The 15,318-nt window shown below is 62.1% G+C and carries 15 protein-coding genes; 7 read left to right on the forward strand and 8 right to left on the reverse strand.

Annotated features, from left to right (window positions below):
- The first annotated feature begins 1 nt into the window (after position 1).
- Positions 2 to 355, forward strand: a complete 354-nt coding sequence (locus KR100_RS13640; RefSeq protein WP_038547128.1) for a rhodanese-like domain-containing protein — start codon at positions 2 to 4, stop codon at positions 353 to 355.
- Positions 355 to 1,335, forward strand: coding sequence for a heat-inducible transcriptional repressor HrcA (locus KR100_RS13645; RefSeq protein ID WP_038547133.1), 981 nt, complete (start codon positions 355 to 357; stop codon positions 1,333 to 1,335). Before KR100_RS13640 ends, KR100_RS13645 begins: the two co-directional genes overlap by 1 nt.
- 113 nt (positions 1,336 to 1,448) lie before the next feature.
- Here KR100_RS13645 and trpB read toward each other — a convergent pair whose 3' ends face one another.
- Together trpB and KR100_RS13655 are read right to left on the reverse strand one after the other, a co-directional pair.
- Positions 1,449 to 2,711, reverse strand: a complete 1,263-nt coding sequence (trpB, locus tag KR100_RS13650; RefSeq protein WP_038547136.1) for a tryptophan synthase subunit beta — start codon at positions 2,709 to 2,711, stop codon at positions 1,449 to 1,451.
- Between the two features lie 21 nt (positions 2,712 to 2,732).
- Positions 2,733 to 3,692, reverse strand: coding sequence for a class I SAM-dependent methyltransferase (locus KR100_RS13655; protein ID WP_038547138.1), 960 nt, complete (start codon positions 3,690 to 3,692; stop codon positions 2,733 to 2,735).
- A 28-nt stretch (positions 3,693 to 3,720) separates the two neighbouring features.
- On the opposite strand from KR100_RS13655, the gene KR100_RS13660 reads away from it, so the two are divergent.
- The gene (locus tag KR100_RS13660) at positions 3,721 to 4,044 is read left to right on the forward strand and encodes a translation initiation factor (RefSeq protein WP_038547141.1); all 324 of its coding nucleotides are present in this window, start codon (positions 3,721 to 3,723) and stop codon (positions 4,042 to 4,044) included.
- Positions 4,045 to 4,075: 31 nt separating this feature from the next.
- Positions 4,076 to 4,720: an adenylyl-sulfate kinase gene (gene cysC / locus KR100_RS13665; protein ID WP_038547144.1), complete on the forward strand. Its 645-nt coding sequence runs from the start codon at positions 4,076 to 4,078 to the stop codon at positions 4,718 to 4,720.
- Here cysC and KR100_RS13670 read toward each other — a convergent pair.
- Entirely contained in the window at positions 4,680 to 5,756 is a 1,077-nt protein-coding gene (locus KR100_RS13670) for an AI-2E family transporter (protein ID WP_038547147.1), read from the reverse strand. The two genes, cysC and KR100_RS13670, sit on opposite strands and share 41 nt — an antisense overlap.
- 10 nt (positions 5,757 to 5,766) lie before the next feature.
- Complete coding sequence (gene purE / locus KR100_RS13675; protein WP_038548937.1) at positions 5,767 to 6,327, reverse strand: 5-(carboxyamino)imidazole ribonucleotide mutase; 561 nt, start codon at positions 6,325 to 6,327, stop codon at positions 5,767 to 5,769.
- A gap of 56 nt (positions 6,328 to 6,383) precedes the next feature.
- On the opposite strand from purE, the gene KR100_RS13680 reads away from it, so the two are divergent.
- Positions 6,384 to 7,535: a hypothetical protein gene (locus KR100_RS13680; protein WP_038547150.1), complete on the forward strand. Its 1,152-nt coding sequence runs from the start codon at positions 6,384 to 6,386 to the stop codon at positions 7,533 to 7,535.
- A 26-nt stretch (positions 7,536 to 7,561) separates the two neighbouring features.
- On the forward strand, positions 7,562 to 8,275 hold the full coding sequence (gene bchM, locus KR100_RS13685; protein WP_038547153.1) for a magnesium protoporphyrin IX methyltransferase: 714 nt from the start codon (positions 7,562 to 7,564) through the stop codon (positions 8,273 to 8,275).
- A 93-nt stretch (positions 8,276 to 8,368) separates the two neighbouring features.
- On the opposite strand, the gene KR100_RS13690 is transcribed toward bchM, so the two are convergent.
- The 4 genes from KR100_RS13690 to KR100_RS13705 all read right to left on the reverse strand — a co-directional run bounded on the left by KR100_RS13690 (position 8,369) and on the right by KR100_RS13705 (position 14,104).
- Entirely contained in the window at positions 8,369 to 11,668 is a 3,300-nt protein-coding gene (locus tag KR100_RS13690) for a glycosyl hydrolase family 18 protein (RefSeq protein ID WP_071839949.1), read from the reverse strand.
- Positions 11,669 to 11,876: 208 nt separating this feature from the next.
- Positions 11,877 to 12,797, reverse strand: coding sequence for an RNA pseudouridine synthase (locus tag KR100_RS13695; RefSeq protein WP_038547157.1), 921 nt, complete (start codon positions 12,795 to 12,797; stop codon positions 11,877 to 11,879).
- Positions 12,794 to 13,525 carry a response regulator transcription factor gene (locus KR100_RS13700; RefSeq protein ID WP_038547160.1) on the reverse strand — a complete coding sequence of 244 codons (732 nt, stop codon included), beginning with the start codon at positions 13,523 to 13,525 and terminating at the stop codon, positions 12,794 to 12,796. The genes KR100_RS13695 and KR100_RS13700 overlap by 4 nt, the downstream gene beginning before the upstream one ends.
- Before the next feature lie 39 nt (positions 13,526 to 13,564).
- On the reverse strand, positions 13,565 to 14,104 hold the full coding sequence (locus KR100_RS13705; protein ID WP_239420352.1) for a hypothetical protein: 540 nt from the start codon (positions 14,102 to 14,104) through the stop codon (positions 13,565 to 13,567).
- Positions 14,105 to 14,112: 8 nt separating this feature from the next.
- Here KR100_RS13705 and KR100_RS13710 point away from each other — a divergent pair, with 8 nt between their 5' ends.
- Positions 14,113 to 15,291 (forward strand): cysteine desulfurase family protein, encoded by a 1,179-nt coding sequence (locus KR100_RS13710; RefSeq protein ID WP_369793805.1) that lies wholly within the window; start codon positions 14,113 to 14,115, stop codon positions 15,289 to 15,291.
- The last annotated feature ends 27 nt before the right edge of the window (positions 15,292 to 15,318 follow it).

Raw genomic sequence — 15,318 nt, forward strand, 5'->3', positions numbered from 1 at the left:
CATGCAAAGCACGGATCCACGGTCGATCACAGCGCCTGAGCTGCATCGCTGGCTCAATGCTAAGGGCCCGCCACCGAGGCTGATCGATGTGCGTGAAGACAGCGAGGTGCAGATCGCTCCCTTTCCTGAAGACGTGCTGCATCTTCCTCTCAGTCGATCCGGCGAGTGGATGGAGACGGTTCTTGCCGACCTATCGAGCGACCGGGCGGTGGTGGTTCTGTGCCATGCCGGAATCCGCAGCCGACATTTCGGTCTGTGGCTGCTTGCACAGAATGCCGCTCTGGAGGTGTGGAATCTTGAGGGTGGCATTGATGCCTGGAGTGTCCAGGTCGATCCCGCAGTTCCCCGGTACTGATGCAGCCCCTGTCCACACGACAACAACAGGTGCTTCGGGCCACCGTGCATCACTACGTGGACACCATCGAGCCGGTGGGCAGCCGCACCCTTGTCCAGCGTTTCGGGCTGAAGGCCAGCTCAGCGACGGTCCGTTCCGCCATGGGCGCCCTGGAGCAGCGGGGACTGCTGACCCAACCGCATCCATCAGCCGGACGAGTTCCAAGCCCGCTGGGCTATCGCCATTACGTGGACTGCCTGCTGCCGGAGCCCGGCATTGCCGTGCAGCATCTTGAACGGGAGCTCACGGGCCTCAGCCTGCGCTGGGCGGCTCTTGATGATCTGCTGCTGCAGCTGGCGCGCCGACTCACCGATTTCACGGGCCTGATGAGTTTGATCACGCGGCCGGGGGGCACCCAGGCGCAGCTGGAAGCAATCCGGCTGGTCTCCAGTGGCGATCGGCTGCTGGTGATGCTGGTCGAGGACAGCGGATGTGCGAGTCATCTCAATCTCCGCCTTCCCCTCTGCGCCAAAGACGAACTCAAAGCGGTGGAACGCTGGACCGATCAGCAACTCGCCGAAGGGGGACTGAACTGGAATTCACTGCCTCCCCATTTGCAGAGAAGCGGGGATGTTCTGCGCAGTGCGCTCGACCAATCCAGCTCGGTGACGGGGATGGATCAACCCACCGTGGTGCATGGTTTATCGCGCCTGCTGGCCGAGCCGGAATTTCAGACGGTTCAGGAGCTGAGGCCACTGATGGAGCTGATCGATGAACGCCCGGGAGCGCTTGTTGGAGCCGGACAGCAGGCCAGGGTCTGGATCGGTGATGAACATCCCCAGAGTGCCCTGCAACCCTGTGCCGTAGTGCAGGCTCCCTACCGCTGCGGAGGCGAGGGGATCGGACAGGTCGCCCTGATCGGACCCATGCGCATGGCCTATGCCACCGCCCGCGCCGCTGTGCAGAGGGTGGCCCGACACCTTGAGCTTCTGCTCAGCTGAACACGGGGACTCAATAGGTCAACGTTTGCGTGACCGATCAACAGTTGAGTCACTGGTCAACGTTTGTGTAACCGGTCAACTGTGTAACCGGTCAACAGCCTCGCAACTGTTCGTCAGAGCCGGTCGCCAAGCTTGTCAGCAACGGTGTTGACGTCCTTGTCGCCACGACCTGAACAGTTGATCACGATCTCGCTGCCATCCGGAAGCGTGGGACAGAGGGATTCGAGCCAGGCGAAGGCATGGGCCGTCTCAAGCGCCGGGATGATTCCCTCAAGCTCACTGACCGTCCTCAGGGCATCGAGGGCCTGCTGGTCGGTTACAGCGGCGTATTCAGCACGCCCGATCTCGCGGAGATAGCTGTGTTCAGGCCCCACACCGGGGTAATCAAGTCCGGCACTGATGGAATGCGCTTCCTGGACCTGGCCATCTCCATCCTGAAGCAGCAGGCTCATGGCGCCGTGCAGAACACCGACGCGCCCCTCCGTGATGGTGGCGGCATGGCGGCCGGTATCGACGCCGTCACCGGCCGCCTCCACACCAATCAGTCGGACGGAGGTGTCCTGAACGAAGGGATGGAACAGCCCCATGGCATTGGAACCTCCCCCGACACAGGCCAGGAGGACATCCGGCAGACGTCCGAACGCTACAAGACACTGCTGCTTCGCTTCCTGACCGATGACAGCGTGAAAGTCGCGCACCAGCATCGGATAGGGATGGGGCCCGGCGACGGAGCCGAGAATGTAGTGGGTGCTCTCGACATTGGTGACCCAGTCGCGAATCGCCTCGCTGGTGGCGTCCTTGAGCGTGGCGGTGCCAGCTGTGACCGGCTGCACTGTCGCCCCGAGCAATCGCATCCTGAACACATTGAGGGCCTGACGACGCATGTCCTCGGCACCCATGTAGATCACACACTCCAGACCGAATCGAGCGCAGACCGTGGCCGTGGCGACGCCATGCTGACCCGCGCCGGTCTCGGCAATGACCCGTTTCTTACCCATGCGCAGGGCCAGCAACGCCTGCCCAAGGGCGTTGTTGATCTTGTGAGCGCCGGTGTGGTTGAGATCCTCACGCTTCAACCAGATGCGGGGACCACCATCGGCCCGGCGGTAATGGGCTGTGAGACGCTCCGCTTCGTAGAGAGGCGTGGCCCGGCCCACATAATTTTTTAGGAGATGATCGAGCTCCGCTTTGAAACCCGGGTCATTCCAGGCCTGAGCCGCTGCTTGTTCCAGCTCGGCGAGGGCGGGCATCAACGTTTCAGGGACGTACTGGCCGCCGTAGCGCCCGAAACGGCCGTGAGCGCCTGGACGTGCAGCAGGCTGGAGGCTGGCTGGATCCGGGGAGCTGCCGGTGCCGGTCGGCAAGGTGCTGGTCACTGAGCCACGCGCATCGTCGGCTCAGCGTAAGCAGGCAATCACGCGATGCCGTGGATCACAGGCGCTGACCTGCAAATCCTGAAATCCTGCGCGATCCAGGGCCGCTGGCATATCCAGGCGGAAATAGTCCTCGATGTAGGGCTCGGTGCTCTTGAGCAGAGTCGCCACCGCAGCAGGCAATCGCTGCAGAACGGAGGAGGCGGGGTCCTGATCCACCATCACAAGGGCACCGCCGGGGCGGAGCAATCGGGCCGCTTCCGCCAGCACGGCATGGGTGGCCTGCTGAGGCAACTCATGGCAAACGAACTGGAGGCTGATCAGATCCAGCGAACCGGCCTCGAGGCCTGTGTTCTCGGCGGCAGCATGGCGCCACTCCGAGATGATCCGTCCCTCATCCCTCACCCTGGCTACAGCGAGCATGTCCGGAGAGAGGTCGAGCCCGACCACCTCAGGCCGGGGCAGCCCGTTCTGATCAGCACGACGGTTCAACCAATGGGCGAGAGCCAGCGTGCTGACGCCGACGGAACATCCCAGATCCAGCACCCGCCGCAGGGGGCCTTGCAGCAGCGGTTCAAGTGCGGTGTGAATGGCATCACGCAGACGACTCTGGGCCTCGATCGGACTGAGTTCGGCCTCAGGCCAAACCCGCAGGGCCATGGCATCGGTGGCCTGTTCCGCTTCCGCTGCGGCCTGCCAGCAGAGATTGCCCTGCTCATAGGCATGGAATCGAACCCTGTAGTAGTCGGGCGGCCTCAACCCAGGGGTGGCGCTGGAGAGCACCAGGGGTTCAGCAGCCATCCGCAGCTCCCTGCGTCGTTTCCGCCAGGGAATGCCATTGCGCTCAGCGGTGCGAATGATCAGTTGACGGGCCTGAAAGAACAGAGGTCGACGCAACAGGCCAATGCCGATCAGTCGCTCGATCACCCGACCCAGTCCCCTGCTCGAGTCAGCCCAGCGGGGCGTCGGCGTGGCATCGGTCATTGAGGATGGGGGGGATTGCAACAGGCCAATGCCGAAGGGAGGCTGGCAGGAGTTCTCCAGCAATGAAAGTCTGCAACGTCCGGCGCAGACGACAGCTGCGACGCCAAGACCTCAACAGTTGGTGAGGGTGCAGCCGACGCGCGGCGGCAAAGGCGGCAAAACGGTGACCGTGATCCGAGGCCTGGAACTTGATGCCGCCGGGTTCAAGGCCCTGCTCAAGAAACTGAAAACCAGGATCGGCAGCGGCGGCACCGCCAAGGACGGGGTGATCGAGCTGCAGGGGGATCAGGTGGACCTGGCTCTGGACCTGCTGGCCAAGGAGGGCTATCGACCGAAGCGAGCCGGTGGTTAGGGGAGAATGGCGCGCACTTCAGCCCCAGCTCATGACCGCCAGCCCCACCTACGGAGAGCTCACCAACCAGGGGGCGTCCACCAACATCGCCTGGCATCAGGCTTCGGTCGATCGGGCGGCACGGGCAGAGCAGCGAGGCCATCGCAGTGCCATCCTCTGGTTCACCGGACTGTCTGGCTCCGGTAAGAGCACCTTGGCCAATGCCGTCAACGCCGCCCTGTTCCAACGCGGCCTGGCCACCTACGTGCTGGATGGCGACAACGTCCGCCACGGCCTCTGCAAGGACCTCGGCTTTTCCGATGCCGACCGGGAAGAGAACATTCGTCGCATCGGTGAAGTGGCGAAGCTGTTTCTCGATTCGGGCGTGATCGTTCTCACGGCCTTCGTCTCGCCGTTCCGCGCAGACCGCGACAAGGCGAGGGCTCTGGTCGCAGACGGCGACTTCATCGAAATCCACTGCGCTGCAGATCTGAGCGTGTGCGAATCACGGGACCCCAAGGGTCTCTATGCCAAGGCCCGCAGCGGCGCCATCAAAGACTTCACAGGGATCTCCAGCCCCTATGAAGAGCCTGAACATCCCGAACTGAAGGTGAACACGGGCGATCAGGATCTCGACGCTTCGGTGAACACCGTGATCACCGCGCTTGAGGAACGGGGGGTGATTCCGGCGCGCTGACGCCCTGGCGCGCAGCATCGGCCAGGGTCTTGACGCAACTGGCCACCGGGACGGCCAGCAGCAATCCCAGCAGTTCTCCGATGCCGAAAATCGCGCCGACCCTGGCTCCGATCGGCAAGGCGATCAACAACCAGGCGGGCTGAAGCCCGACGATGCTGCCCATCAACCGCGGCTGGATCACCTGATCGACGATCTGACCAACGGTGATCGCCGCGGCCAGCAGTTCCAGCCCGATTCGCAGGTCCTGGACCGTCAGAATCGCGCTGACGAACAGAATCGTCAGTGCGCTGGCGTATGGAATCAGGGTGGTGAATCCGATCAACACCGCAAACAGCACGCCGTAGGGGATCTGCAGCAGGCTGAAAACCAGCAGTTGCCCGCCGCTGAGGATCAGGGCCAGGAGCACCTGGCCGGCGAAATAGCCCCGGAACGTGCGTTCCAGCGTGTTGATGACAAGACTCCGCCAGCGTTCGGGCAGCCAGAGCGCCAGGCCTGCGGTGATCGAGTCACCGCCCAGCAGCAGAAAAACGGCCAGAACCAGAACGATCACCACATTGATCGTTGTTCCGACGGTGGCACCGAGGATTCCCAGAAGGCGCTGACTGATCTGGGTTGCCACACGGCTGAACTGGCTGATCAGATCGCTGCTGAGGTCGGCGAAATCCGATGGCAGCCCATGATTCACGGCCCAGTCCTGACCTTTGTTCACCAACTGCTCGGCAGCAATGAGCAGGGCCGGTGAAGCGCTGATCAACTGGCTGAGCTGCTCCACGAGCAGGGGGACCAACTCCACGGCTGCCAGGACGACCAGGCCGATGGTGAGCAGAACCACCGCGGCGATCGCCAGCCCGCGCTGGACGCCCCGCGCGATCAGCCAGCGACAGGGAAGATCGAGCAGAAAAGCGATCAGAGCAGCAGTGAGGAACAGTCCCGGGAAGGGAGCGAACTGAACCAGCACCCTTTTCAGCACAAAGATGTTGATGCCCAGCACGGGCAGAAACAGTCCAATTCGCAGCCAGGAGGGCCAGGTCGACATCGGCAATGCGTTAAGTGTGGCGTTGAGGCGTTGTCATGGAGTCCAGGTAGGCCTTGCTGCCGATCTCCAGCAGACGTGAGTCCTTGCTGACGACCGCATCGTGAAGGCTCCTGCGGTGTTCGGCCAGCCGCGTGGCGAGTTCCTGATCGCTGGTGGCCAGGATCTGCGCCGCCAGCAGCCCGGCATTCAGGCCTCCACCGATGGCGACCGTGGCCACAGGAATGCCTCCTGGCATCTGCACGATGGAGTGAAGCGAATCCACTCCTGAGAGGGCCTTCGTGGCCACCGGCACGCCGATGACCGGCAGGGTGGTGAGGGCTGCCACCATTCCCGGTAAATGCGCCGCACCACCAGCGCCGGCAATGATCACCCGGAATCCCTGGTCACGGGCCTGTTCCGAGAAGGCCACCATCTCGAGGGGCGTGCGGTGGGCAGACAGCACGCGCACCTCCACCGCAACGCCGAGCTCCCGCAGAATCGCCGCAGCTGGCTCCATCGTGGCCAGATCGGAGTCGCTGCCCATCACCACGGCGACACGAACCGAAGCTGAGGCGTTCTCTGCTGTGGGCATGAGAGGTTCCAGCGAGACTGTCATCGTCCCGCACCAGGCCGACCAGGCCAGACCCGATGCGACGGATCACCGACGTGCGCCTGCCCGCCCCCGAGCCTGGGGCATCGGATGCACTCCACTGGCTGGAGCTGGACAGCCGCGGGACCATCGTCGACATCCAGCCAACCGCAGGAGGCGAATCCCTGGCGGGTGAATCCTGGTGCGGTGACTGGGTCAGCCCGCGCGGCATCGATCTGCAGATCAACGGCGGGCTGGGACTGGCCTTTCCCGAACTCACCAGCGACGATCTGCCACGCCTGATCGAACTGCTCGATCAGCTCTGGGCCGATGGTGTGGAGGCCATCTCCCCAACGCTGGTGACCTGTGGCATCGAACCACTGCGGGAGGCCCTGGGGGTGCTGCGCCAGGCCCGTAGCCTGCACGAGCCCGGCCGCTGCCGGTTGTTGGGTGCCCATCTGGAAGGTCCGTTTCTGGCAGAAGCCCGTCGCGGTGCACACCCGTTGGAGCATCTGGCCCCACCGAGTCTCACGGCACTGAAGCAACGCATCGCTGGCTTTGAAGACGACATCGCTCTGATGACCCTGGCTCCAGAACTGGAGGGCGCCGATGCGGTGATCGCTGAGTTGCAGGACCACGGTGTGCTGGTGGCACTGGGACACAGCGCTGCCAAGGCGGAGGACGCCAAGAAGGCGTATGCAGCAGGGGTCGGGATGATCACCCATGCCTTCAACGCGATGCCCGGTCTTCACCACAGAGCGCCCGGGCCCCTGGGAGAAGCCTGCCGGCAAGGCGGGATTGCCCTCGGGCTGATCGCCGATGGCGTGCATGTGGCGCCCACGATGGCTGTGCTGCTGCAGCGCCTCGCTCCAAAGCAGATCGTGCTGGTGAGCGATGCCCTGGCTCCTTATGGCCTGGCGGATGGCGAACACCGTTGGGATGAACGGGTGCTGCTGGTTCGCAACGGCACCTGCCGCCTGGAGGATGGGACCCTCGCGGGAGTCACGCTGCCGCTGCTCGAAGGCGTGAAGCGGCTGGCCAGCTGGACTGAACGACCGGGTGCAGCCATCTGGAGTGCCACGGTCGCCCCTCGACTGACGATCGACCTGGCGAGCAGCCTTGGCAACAGCCTGATTGGCCAGCCTCTGAACACGCTGCTGCGCTGGAACCAAAGCGAGACCGGTGAGCTGAGCTGGCAGAGCGCTGCTTAAGATCCCGCCGACCCAACTCCTCCCCCATGGCCCCTGATCAGCTGCTGGAGCAGAAACAGGCCGAGAAGCAGGAGGTGAAGGGCTATTTCGAAACCACAGGGTTTGACCGCTGGAACCGCATCTACAGCGAAAGCGACGATGTGAACAAGGTGCAGCGCAACATCCGCATCGGTCATCAGAAAACCGTGGATGAAGTGCTGGCCTGGATCAAGGACAGTGGTGCGCTCAGCGACGTGAGCTTCTGCGATGCCGGCTGTGGTGTCGGCAGCCTCAGCCTGCCGCTGGCGGCCATGGGAGCAGGTTCGATCAGTGCCAGCGACATCTCAGAGGCCATGGCCCAGGAGGCGGAGCGCCGGGCCCGCGAGGCTGGCCTCGACATGGCCAAGCTCAACTTCTTCGCCAGCGACCTGGAAAGCCTGAGCGGCTCCTTCCACACGGTGTGCTGCCTGGACGTGTTCATTCATTACCCCCAGCAACCGGCTGAGGAGATGGTGAAGCACCTCTGCGGCCTCACCGAACAGCGGTTGATCGTGAGCTTTGCGCCCTACACGCCGCTGCTGGCACTGCTGAAGGGCATTGGCCAGCTGTTCCCGGGCCCCAGCAAAACCACCCGGGCTTACACCCTCAAGGAAGACGGCATTGTGAGCGCCGCAGAAGCCTGCGGCTTCAAGCTGGAGCGCCGCAGCCTGAACAAAGCACCCTTTTATTTCTCCCGCCTGATCGAGTTCCGCAAAGCCTGATCAGATCTGCGCCAGCCTCTTCAGAACAAATCCTTCCCTCAACTGAGGGAAGGATCAACACCCAGCACCACCCTCCGCTGAGGGAGATTCGGATCAAACCAGGCTGGTGAAATCCGACAGGCTGAAATCGCCGTTGCCGCCAATGATGGCGTCGAATTCAGGGGCGCGACCGATCACCTCGGCATAGCTCGCCCCCTGGCGCAGCAGATCATCGGCAGCCTCCACGAGGCTCGCCTCACCTTCAGCGTCGTTGCTGAGAGCCCAGAACATCATTCCGCCCAGCCCCTTCTCCTCCACGTAGGCCGCTTTACCGGCAATGGTGGCTGTGGTTTCCATGGAGCTCCATTCGTCTCCGTCGTAGAGGAACGCCGCCTTGTTGTCGTCGTCCCAATAGAGGTTGCGGGTTCCCGTGACGACATCGTTGAGGACATCTTTGTAGTCGTAGACGCCCGCCTCGAAGGAACCGGTGGCATCACGGCCGGAGCCGGGCTGCTGGTAGCCGAAGCTTCCACCATCGGAGACGTTCCCCCAGGCGCGGGTGTAGGCCGGGGCCCCCATCACGACCTTGCTGAGCTCAACACCAGCCGACTCGAACACATCGACAGCCCCGGTGACGTCGTAGTTGTTGGCGTCGCCAGTCATCGCAGCCTGATGCCCCGTCATGTTCTCCCAACCGCCGTGGAAGTCGTAGGTCATCACGTTGTAGAAGTCGACGTAAGGATCGATGCCTTCAAGGTTGAGGTTGGCGAGCTTCTCTTCGCCACCAGCGGTGGCAATCGACACCTCAAAGTCGCGCCCTGTGCGGTCCGAGAGATCATCGAGGGCCGTGCGCAGATCGCGCAGCACCAACTCAAAGTTGGCACCATCACTGGCGGAAACCGCATTGCCGGCCTTGCCACCGCCGCCCGGGTATTCCCAATCGAAATCGACCACGTTGAAGAAGTCGTAGGTCTCGAAAATGCGGACGGTCTCGCTGACGAACTTGTCGCGACCCTCCTGGGTGGCGTAGGCGGTGCTGAACTCATCGGACAGCGTCCAACCGCCCAGGGCAAAGCCGAGGTTGACCTCCGGATTGAGTTCCTTGAAGCGACGCAACTGCTCAAAGTTGCCGGCGTCGTTGGTGCCAACGCCGTTCCAACCCACCGGAACCGACGTCACCGTGATGGCATCGCCGTTCTGCGTGGTGTTGTAGCGCCCTAAGTTGTCGTAAATGTCCAACAACTCCGGTGCCATGGCGGCGTACTCACTGGCGCTGAAGCTGCGGCTGACCTGATCGGCCTCAGGGAAGCGTTTCTGCAAAGCTGCAAATTCGTCGAACAACGTGATCGACCCATCCGCCTTCACATCGAAGAAGCTGTAATTCATGTGGGTCATCGACTGGCCGTCGACATCAGACAGATTCACGTCACGGCTGTAAATACCCCACTCCTCGAAGTAGGTCACAACCCGCTTGTCGGTTGTGCCATTGGGGCGGTCGTAGTCGATGGTGACCGTGCCGCCCTCCGTCACTGGAGTGCTCTCAGTCACAAAGCTGTTTTCAATAACAGCGCTGTCTTCCAAGACTGAGTCGTCTTCAGAGACCTGGCTGTCCTCAGTCCCAGCGACCTCGCTATCAGTGGCCTCAACAGCGTCACCGGTATCGGGCTGTTGAGGAGTATCGGGCTGTTGAGGAGTATCAGGCTGCTCAACCACAGATGAGTCAGGCTCCGACTCAGCCTCGAACTCTTGCTGAGGCACCTCGGCGGCAGTTGAGGCGAGATCAAACACCTGATTGGGATCAACAACGTCGCCGGAGCCCTGGTAATAAGAGCTCTGCGCAGAACCTGCGGCCAGGGGGGCTGACCAGGACTTAGGACTCAGGGTGACGATGTAGCGGCCATCGTCACGGAGCGAATTGGTGAACTCGAAGTTGCTGACGCTCTTCAACGGTGCATCGGAGACAAAGCTCACCGTCCAGTCGGTGCCGACCGACATGCCGCTGGTGTTGGTCACCGTGACGTTGCCAGCGAAGGTCCCTGACCAACCATCGGTGATCGTGGCGGACACCACCAAGCCGGACGCAGCGGGTTCAACCTCATCGGAAGGCTCAGGACTTGGTGGTTCGGAATCGCTGGCCATGTCCATGCCGGACTCCGTGCCCATCTCGCCATCCATCTCCATCTCTGGATCCATGTCCGTCTCGGAATCCATGTCCATATCCGGATCCATCTGCATGGAGCCGTGCTCGCCCATGGAATGGCTGTCGTGGGGGGGCTGCTCGTTCACCGCCGCATCACCGGACCGGGTCTGGAAACCATCCGTCAGCTCACCGGCAGGCGCTTCGGGGGTCAGCAGAGCCGTGCGGTCCTTGAGCGTCAACGAGTCGACCGAGCGACGAAAGGGGACTTCCAGGTTGTCTTCGACGATCTGGTCGAAGTGGAATTCCAGGCTGGCCCCAGGAATGTCGTCCAGGTTGGTGTTCTTGAAGATGAAGGTCTGCCCGGTGGGCTCGGTCGAAATGACCAGATCAGCACCGTCCTGCGTGACTGAGAGGCGCTCGCGAGTGCCGTAATAGAGAAAACTGATCTTGTCGGTGGCCGGATCAAAGTCGGCGATGGTCTCGACCTTGCCGTATTCGTGGGAACGGATGTAGGTGGTATTCGGGTCTTTCTCACCGATGCCCAACTCCCAGGACACTACACCGCCCAGGTCCTGGCGTAGGTGTTCATTGCCGACAACGCCGTAGTCCTCCAGAGCCAGCTGGTCGTAGGTCACCCCCACGAGGGTCATCTTCTGGGCGTCATTCCAGGGGCTCAGAAACGTGACGTCGCCCTCTTCGGTTTTGCCAAGAATCAGGTTGTGAACGGACTGCCCGCCGAAATCCAAACGATCGATACCGGGGCGGAAGTCAGTAACCTCCCCTGAGTAGATATCAACCTCGAAGGTGCGTGTTGGCGCATCAGTCGTCGGTGCTTCAGCCTCAGGCTGAGGTTCGGGCTCAGGTTGGGGTTCGGGTTCGGGTTGGGCCTGCGGCTCTCTATCTGGCTGCGGCTCGGGTTGGGGCTCAAGCTCAGATTGGAGCTCGGGCTGAGGATCGGGTGCACTGTCTTGCTCTGGCTCAGGCTCCGAGCTCTCCACGACTGAATCAACAAAAAACATCTCGTCCATCAATGTCCCGCTGTTGGGCAGACCCACGCTGACGGCGTTGAAACTCAGGCTCAAGGAGCCTCCGGCAGGAATGGACGCACCCCAACTCGGGGGGCGAACGGTCACCTCAAAGGAGCCATCCCCCAGATCAACAATGTCATAGGTGGACGACCAAACCTGAACATCTTTTTGGTTGGTACGAAACGTGTAGGACCAGTCGCTGAGGGCGGTATCCCCAGTATTTGTCAGAGTCAGCTGACCCGACATTCCTCCCCAATAAAGACTGCCAGAAACAGACGATTGAAGTGCCAAAACAATAATGATCCAACTCCATAGACCTTAAAAATTCAAAGAGAAGCCTATCTTAAAAATAGCTGAGAAAGATCAAAGAACTCGCCACAATGAACCGCTTATATAAATTCGAGTACCACAACTTTTGCCATCAAACATCCCCAAAATAGGGGATGACAATGACTTAAAAAGTCCCCCAGTCGGGGGGAAGAGAAGACTGCAAGGCCAATCCTCCAGCCACCAGCCGCCAGGCATGCAGCCGATACCCCCCATCCCCTGGCGTTGCTGTGGATGAAATCTCACGATCCAGCAGATAGAGCAGATCCCCCAGCAAGGGGCTGCCCAGCTGCGCCAGATGAATGCGGATCTGATGCGGCCGCCCCGTGCTGATCGTCACCTGCAAACGATCGCCCTCAGCCGTGCGCTCCAACAGCTCCAGCTCGGAGTGGGCTGGAAGCCGTTTGCGGATTGGCTGCTCTTTCAGCGGTTCCGGCCCCCAGATCCAACCCAGCAGAGGATGCGGCCGTTCCACCACATCACTGCTCACCGTCAAACACTGCCCCAGCTCCAAGCCCGGCACCCGCCGACTCCAGGCTTGATATACCTTGCGGCAACCACCATCGGGCCGGAATTGCCTCGACCAGAGGGCGCGCGTTTGGGGACTGCGAGCACAGACCTGCAGACCGGAGGTGAATCGCCCCAGGCGGTGCACCGGCCGCGCACAGGTGGGTTCAAGCAAGGCGGTGAGCGTGTGGCGCAGGAAACCTCCTCCGGGCATCACCGGCAAACCGGAGGGCTTGTTGATCACCAGCAGGTCGCCATCGTCGTGGATCGTCTCCCACTGATCGGAAATGGCCGGCTCCAACCAGGGAGGACGCCGCCAGAGAATCGATTCACCCCCTCGCAACAACCGATCCGCCTCAAGGCGCTGGCCATCGCAATCCAGCTCTCCGTTGACGATCCGCTCAAGCCATAACTCCGCAGCGGAGTGGCGATAGCGCCTGGCCAGCCAGTCGCTCAAAACGATGCCAGCCTCAGCCGTTGGCACCCGATCCCGGTAGACCCAGCCGTCGTTGAACGCCGCCTCGCGCCAGCCAGGCTTCAAGTCACCAGACGGTGCTCCAGGGCGTAGCGCACCAGTTCGGTGCGGCTGGAGGTGCCCGTCTTGTTGAACAGACGGCTCACGTACTTCTCAACATTGCGGATCGAGGTCTCCAGCTGGCGGGCAATCTCCTTGTTCATCAAGCCTTCGGCGACCAGCTGCAGAACGCTGGCCTCCCGTGGCGTGAAACTGTGCACCACCGGGTCCTTGGAGGGCAGGGCTTCGGCCTGGGCCAGGAGTGAGCGGATCTCGGTGATCTGCTTCGCCATCTGACCCATATCCGTATCAGCGAAACGGGCCGCTTCCTGCAACAGGCGCTGCTGGCGCTGGGCCACATTGCGCACCCTGGCCACCAGCTCATCGGGGTCAAAGGGCTTGGGGATGTAGTCATCAACGCCGGCGAGATAGCCCTGGGTGCGATCCGCTGTCATGCCCTTGGCGGTGAGGAAGATCACTGGTGTGCCGCCGAGCCGTTCATCAGCCCGAAGCTTCTTCAGCAGGCCATAGCCGTCCAGGCGCGGCATCATCACGTCGCTGATCACCAGATCGGGAAGCATCTGCTGCGCTTTGGCGAAACCCTCTTCGCCGTCAACCGCTGTGGCGACTTCAAATCCTTCATCTTCCAGGTAGGCCTGGACAGCCGTGCGCAGGCCAGGTTCGTCATCAACAAGCAGCAATCGGGGAGCCGGTGCCTCCTGTTCGTCTGTTGCGGGAATCGGCGCGTCGCTCATCGCTGCAGTCGCTCTGGCAGCAATGTATGAACGACTGCCTCAGGGAGCCAGTGCGGGTAACAGCTCCTGGCGTTCGGGAATCAGGGTGCTGTACCCCAACGAGAGGGCTTTGTCTCGCAAGGTGGCCGGGTCCATCCCCGCGGTTTCCGGCACACAGGCGGCCCACCAGACCAGATGATCCTCTCGATTGGTGGCATTCACCGATCCGCCGGGATTCAGGGTGTGGATGTACGTGGCATTCAGGGTGCGTTTCACCCGCAGCGGAGAGTCACGACTGCAGCTCACCGACTCGTAATAGATGTTGAGATCGGCTGGGGACTCTTCCCAGACCTGATATCTGCGGATGTCCGGATCCGTCTGCCCTTGCTTGACGGCATAGATCCCGATGATCCGACTGCCTCCGGCATCAGGCTTCTCAATCAGGATCTGAAGATCACTGGGCCTGGAATTGCGCATCTGCTCCAGGACATCCTTGCGATCAACCGCCTGGAGAGGGTCGGCACCGAACATCCCGGCACCGAACACCCCCGGGAGCACGGCAACCGCGGCCATCAGCAGGTTGGACCTCAGGGAGCGCATTCGCATCTGTGCAGAAACCTTCGCACCATGGTGGCAAGAACGTTCTGATCGATCTGACTCCCCAACCCCTTGCTTTCGATCACCAGGCGACCACCCCCTGCGCTGAGGAGGTGATCGAGGCAATGGCGCCCTACTGGAGCGACCACTGGGGGAACCCCTCCAGCCGCCAGCATCGGCTCGGTCTGAAAGCCTCAGCCGCGGTCAGCCTGGCGCGCAATCAGCTGGCTGCGTGCCTGGCGATCACGCCGGAGCAAATTGTGTTCACAAGTGGAGCCACGGAGGCCAACAACCTGGCATTGCTCGGCCGGGCGCGTGCCTGTGGCCATGGCCATCTGATCAGTGTCGCCAGTGAGCATCGCGCTGTGCTTGATCCGCTGCGGCAACTCGAACGCGAAGGGTTCAGCGTCACCCTGCTGAAGCCAGGGCGCGATGGCCTGATCACCGCGAAACAGCTCGAGGAGGCGGTCACCAGCAACACCATTCTGGTGAGCGTGATGGCTGCCAACAACGAAATCGGGGTCTTGCAGCCCTTGAACGCTCTCGCCGCGATCTGCCAGGCCAACAGCATTCCTTTTCACTGCGATGCAGCCCAGGCTTTTGGACACATTCCCTTCCAGCCGGATGCCCTGGGACTCGATCTGGTCAGCTTGAGCGCCCACAAGCTGTACGGCCCCAAGGGCATCGGCGCCCTGGTCATCAAGAACGAGATCGCCCTCACTCCGCTGCAGTGGGGTGGCGGACAGGAGCATGAACTGCGCGCTGGCACGCTGCCAACGCCCCTGGTTGTGGGCTTTGCAGCCGCTGCCCGCCTGGCACTGGTTGATCTGGAATCCCGTGCTGTGCGATTGCGCAGCCTGCGTGATCAACTCTGGGCAGGTTTGAAGCAGAACCTTCCGCAGATTCAACTGAACGGCTCCCTCGAGCCGCGTCTGCCCCACAACCTCAACATCACAGTCCCGGGGATCAACGGCAGCCGCCTGCATCGCGCCCTGCGACCTCACCTCGCCTGCAGCAGCGGCTCTGCCTGCAGCCGCGGCGAGCCATCCCATGTGCTTCAAGCGATTGGCCACTCCCTCCGGGACGCCGAAGCATCGTTGCGGCTCAGTCTGGGACGGACGACAAGCGAAAGGGATATCGATGCAGCCATCCAACTGATCACATCGACCATCCATGCGCTGAACCCGTGAGCTCACTAATTTCCAGCTGATTGATCC

It is taken from the genome of Synechococcus sp. KORDI-100 (assembly GCF_000737535.1).
GTDB lineage: Bacteria > Cyanobacteriota > Cyanobacteriia > PCC-6307 > Cyanobiaceae > Parasynechococcus.

Excerpts from the sequence above, each read along its gene's own strand:
- KR100_RS13640 (WP_038547128.1), top strand. The coding sequence starts at position 2 with ATGCAAAGCACGGATCCACGGTCGATCACAGCGCCTGAGCTGCATCGC.
- KR100_RS13645 (WP_038547133.1), top strand. The coding sequence starts at position 355 with ATGCAGCCCCTGTCCACACGACAACAACAGGTGCTTCGGGCCACCGTG.
- KR100_RS13655 (WP_038547138.1), bottom strand. The coding sequence starts at position 3,692 with ATGACCGATGCCACGCCGACGCCCCGCTGGGCTGACTCGAGCAGGGGA.
- KR100_RS13660 (WP_038547141.1), top strand. The coding sequence starts at position 3,721 with ATGCCGAAGGGAGGCTGGCAGGAGTTCTCCAGCAATGAAAGTCTGCAA.
- cysC (WP_038547144.1), top strand. The coding sequence starts at position 4,076 with ATGACCGCCAGCCCCACCTACGGAGAGCTCACCAACCAGGGGGCGTCC.
- KR100_RS13670 (WP_038547147.1), bottom strand. The coding sequence starts at position 5,756 with ATGTCGACCTGGCCCTCCTGGCTGCGAATTGGACTGTTTCTGCCCGTG.
- purE (WP_038548937.1), bottom strand. The coding sequence starts at position 6,327 with ATGCCCACAGCAGAGAACGCCTCAGCTTCGGTTCGTGTCGCCGTGGTG.
- KR100_RS13680 (WP_038547150.1), top strand. The coding sequence starts at position 6,384 with ATGCGACGGATCACCGACGTGCGCCTGCCCGCCCCCGAGCCTGGGGCA.
- bchM (WP_038547153.1), top strand. The coding sequence starts at position 7,562 with ATGGCCCCTGATCAGCTGCTGGAGCAGAAACAGGCCGAGAAGCAGGAG.
- KR100_RS13690 (WP_071839949.1), bottom strand. The coding sequence starts at position 11,668 with ATGTCGGGTCAGCTGACTCTGACAAATACTGGGGATACCGCCCTCAGC.
- KR100_RS13700 (WP_038547160.1), bottom strand. The coding sequence starts at position 13,525 with ATGAGCGACGCGCCGATTCCCGCAACAGACGAACAGGAGGCACCGGCT.
- KR100_RS13705 (WP_239420352.1), bottom strand. The coding sequence starts at position 14,104 with ATGCGCTCCCTGAGGTCCAACCTGCTGATGGCCGCGGTTGCCGTGCTC.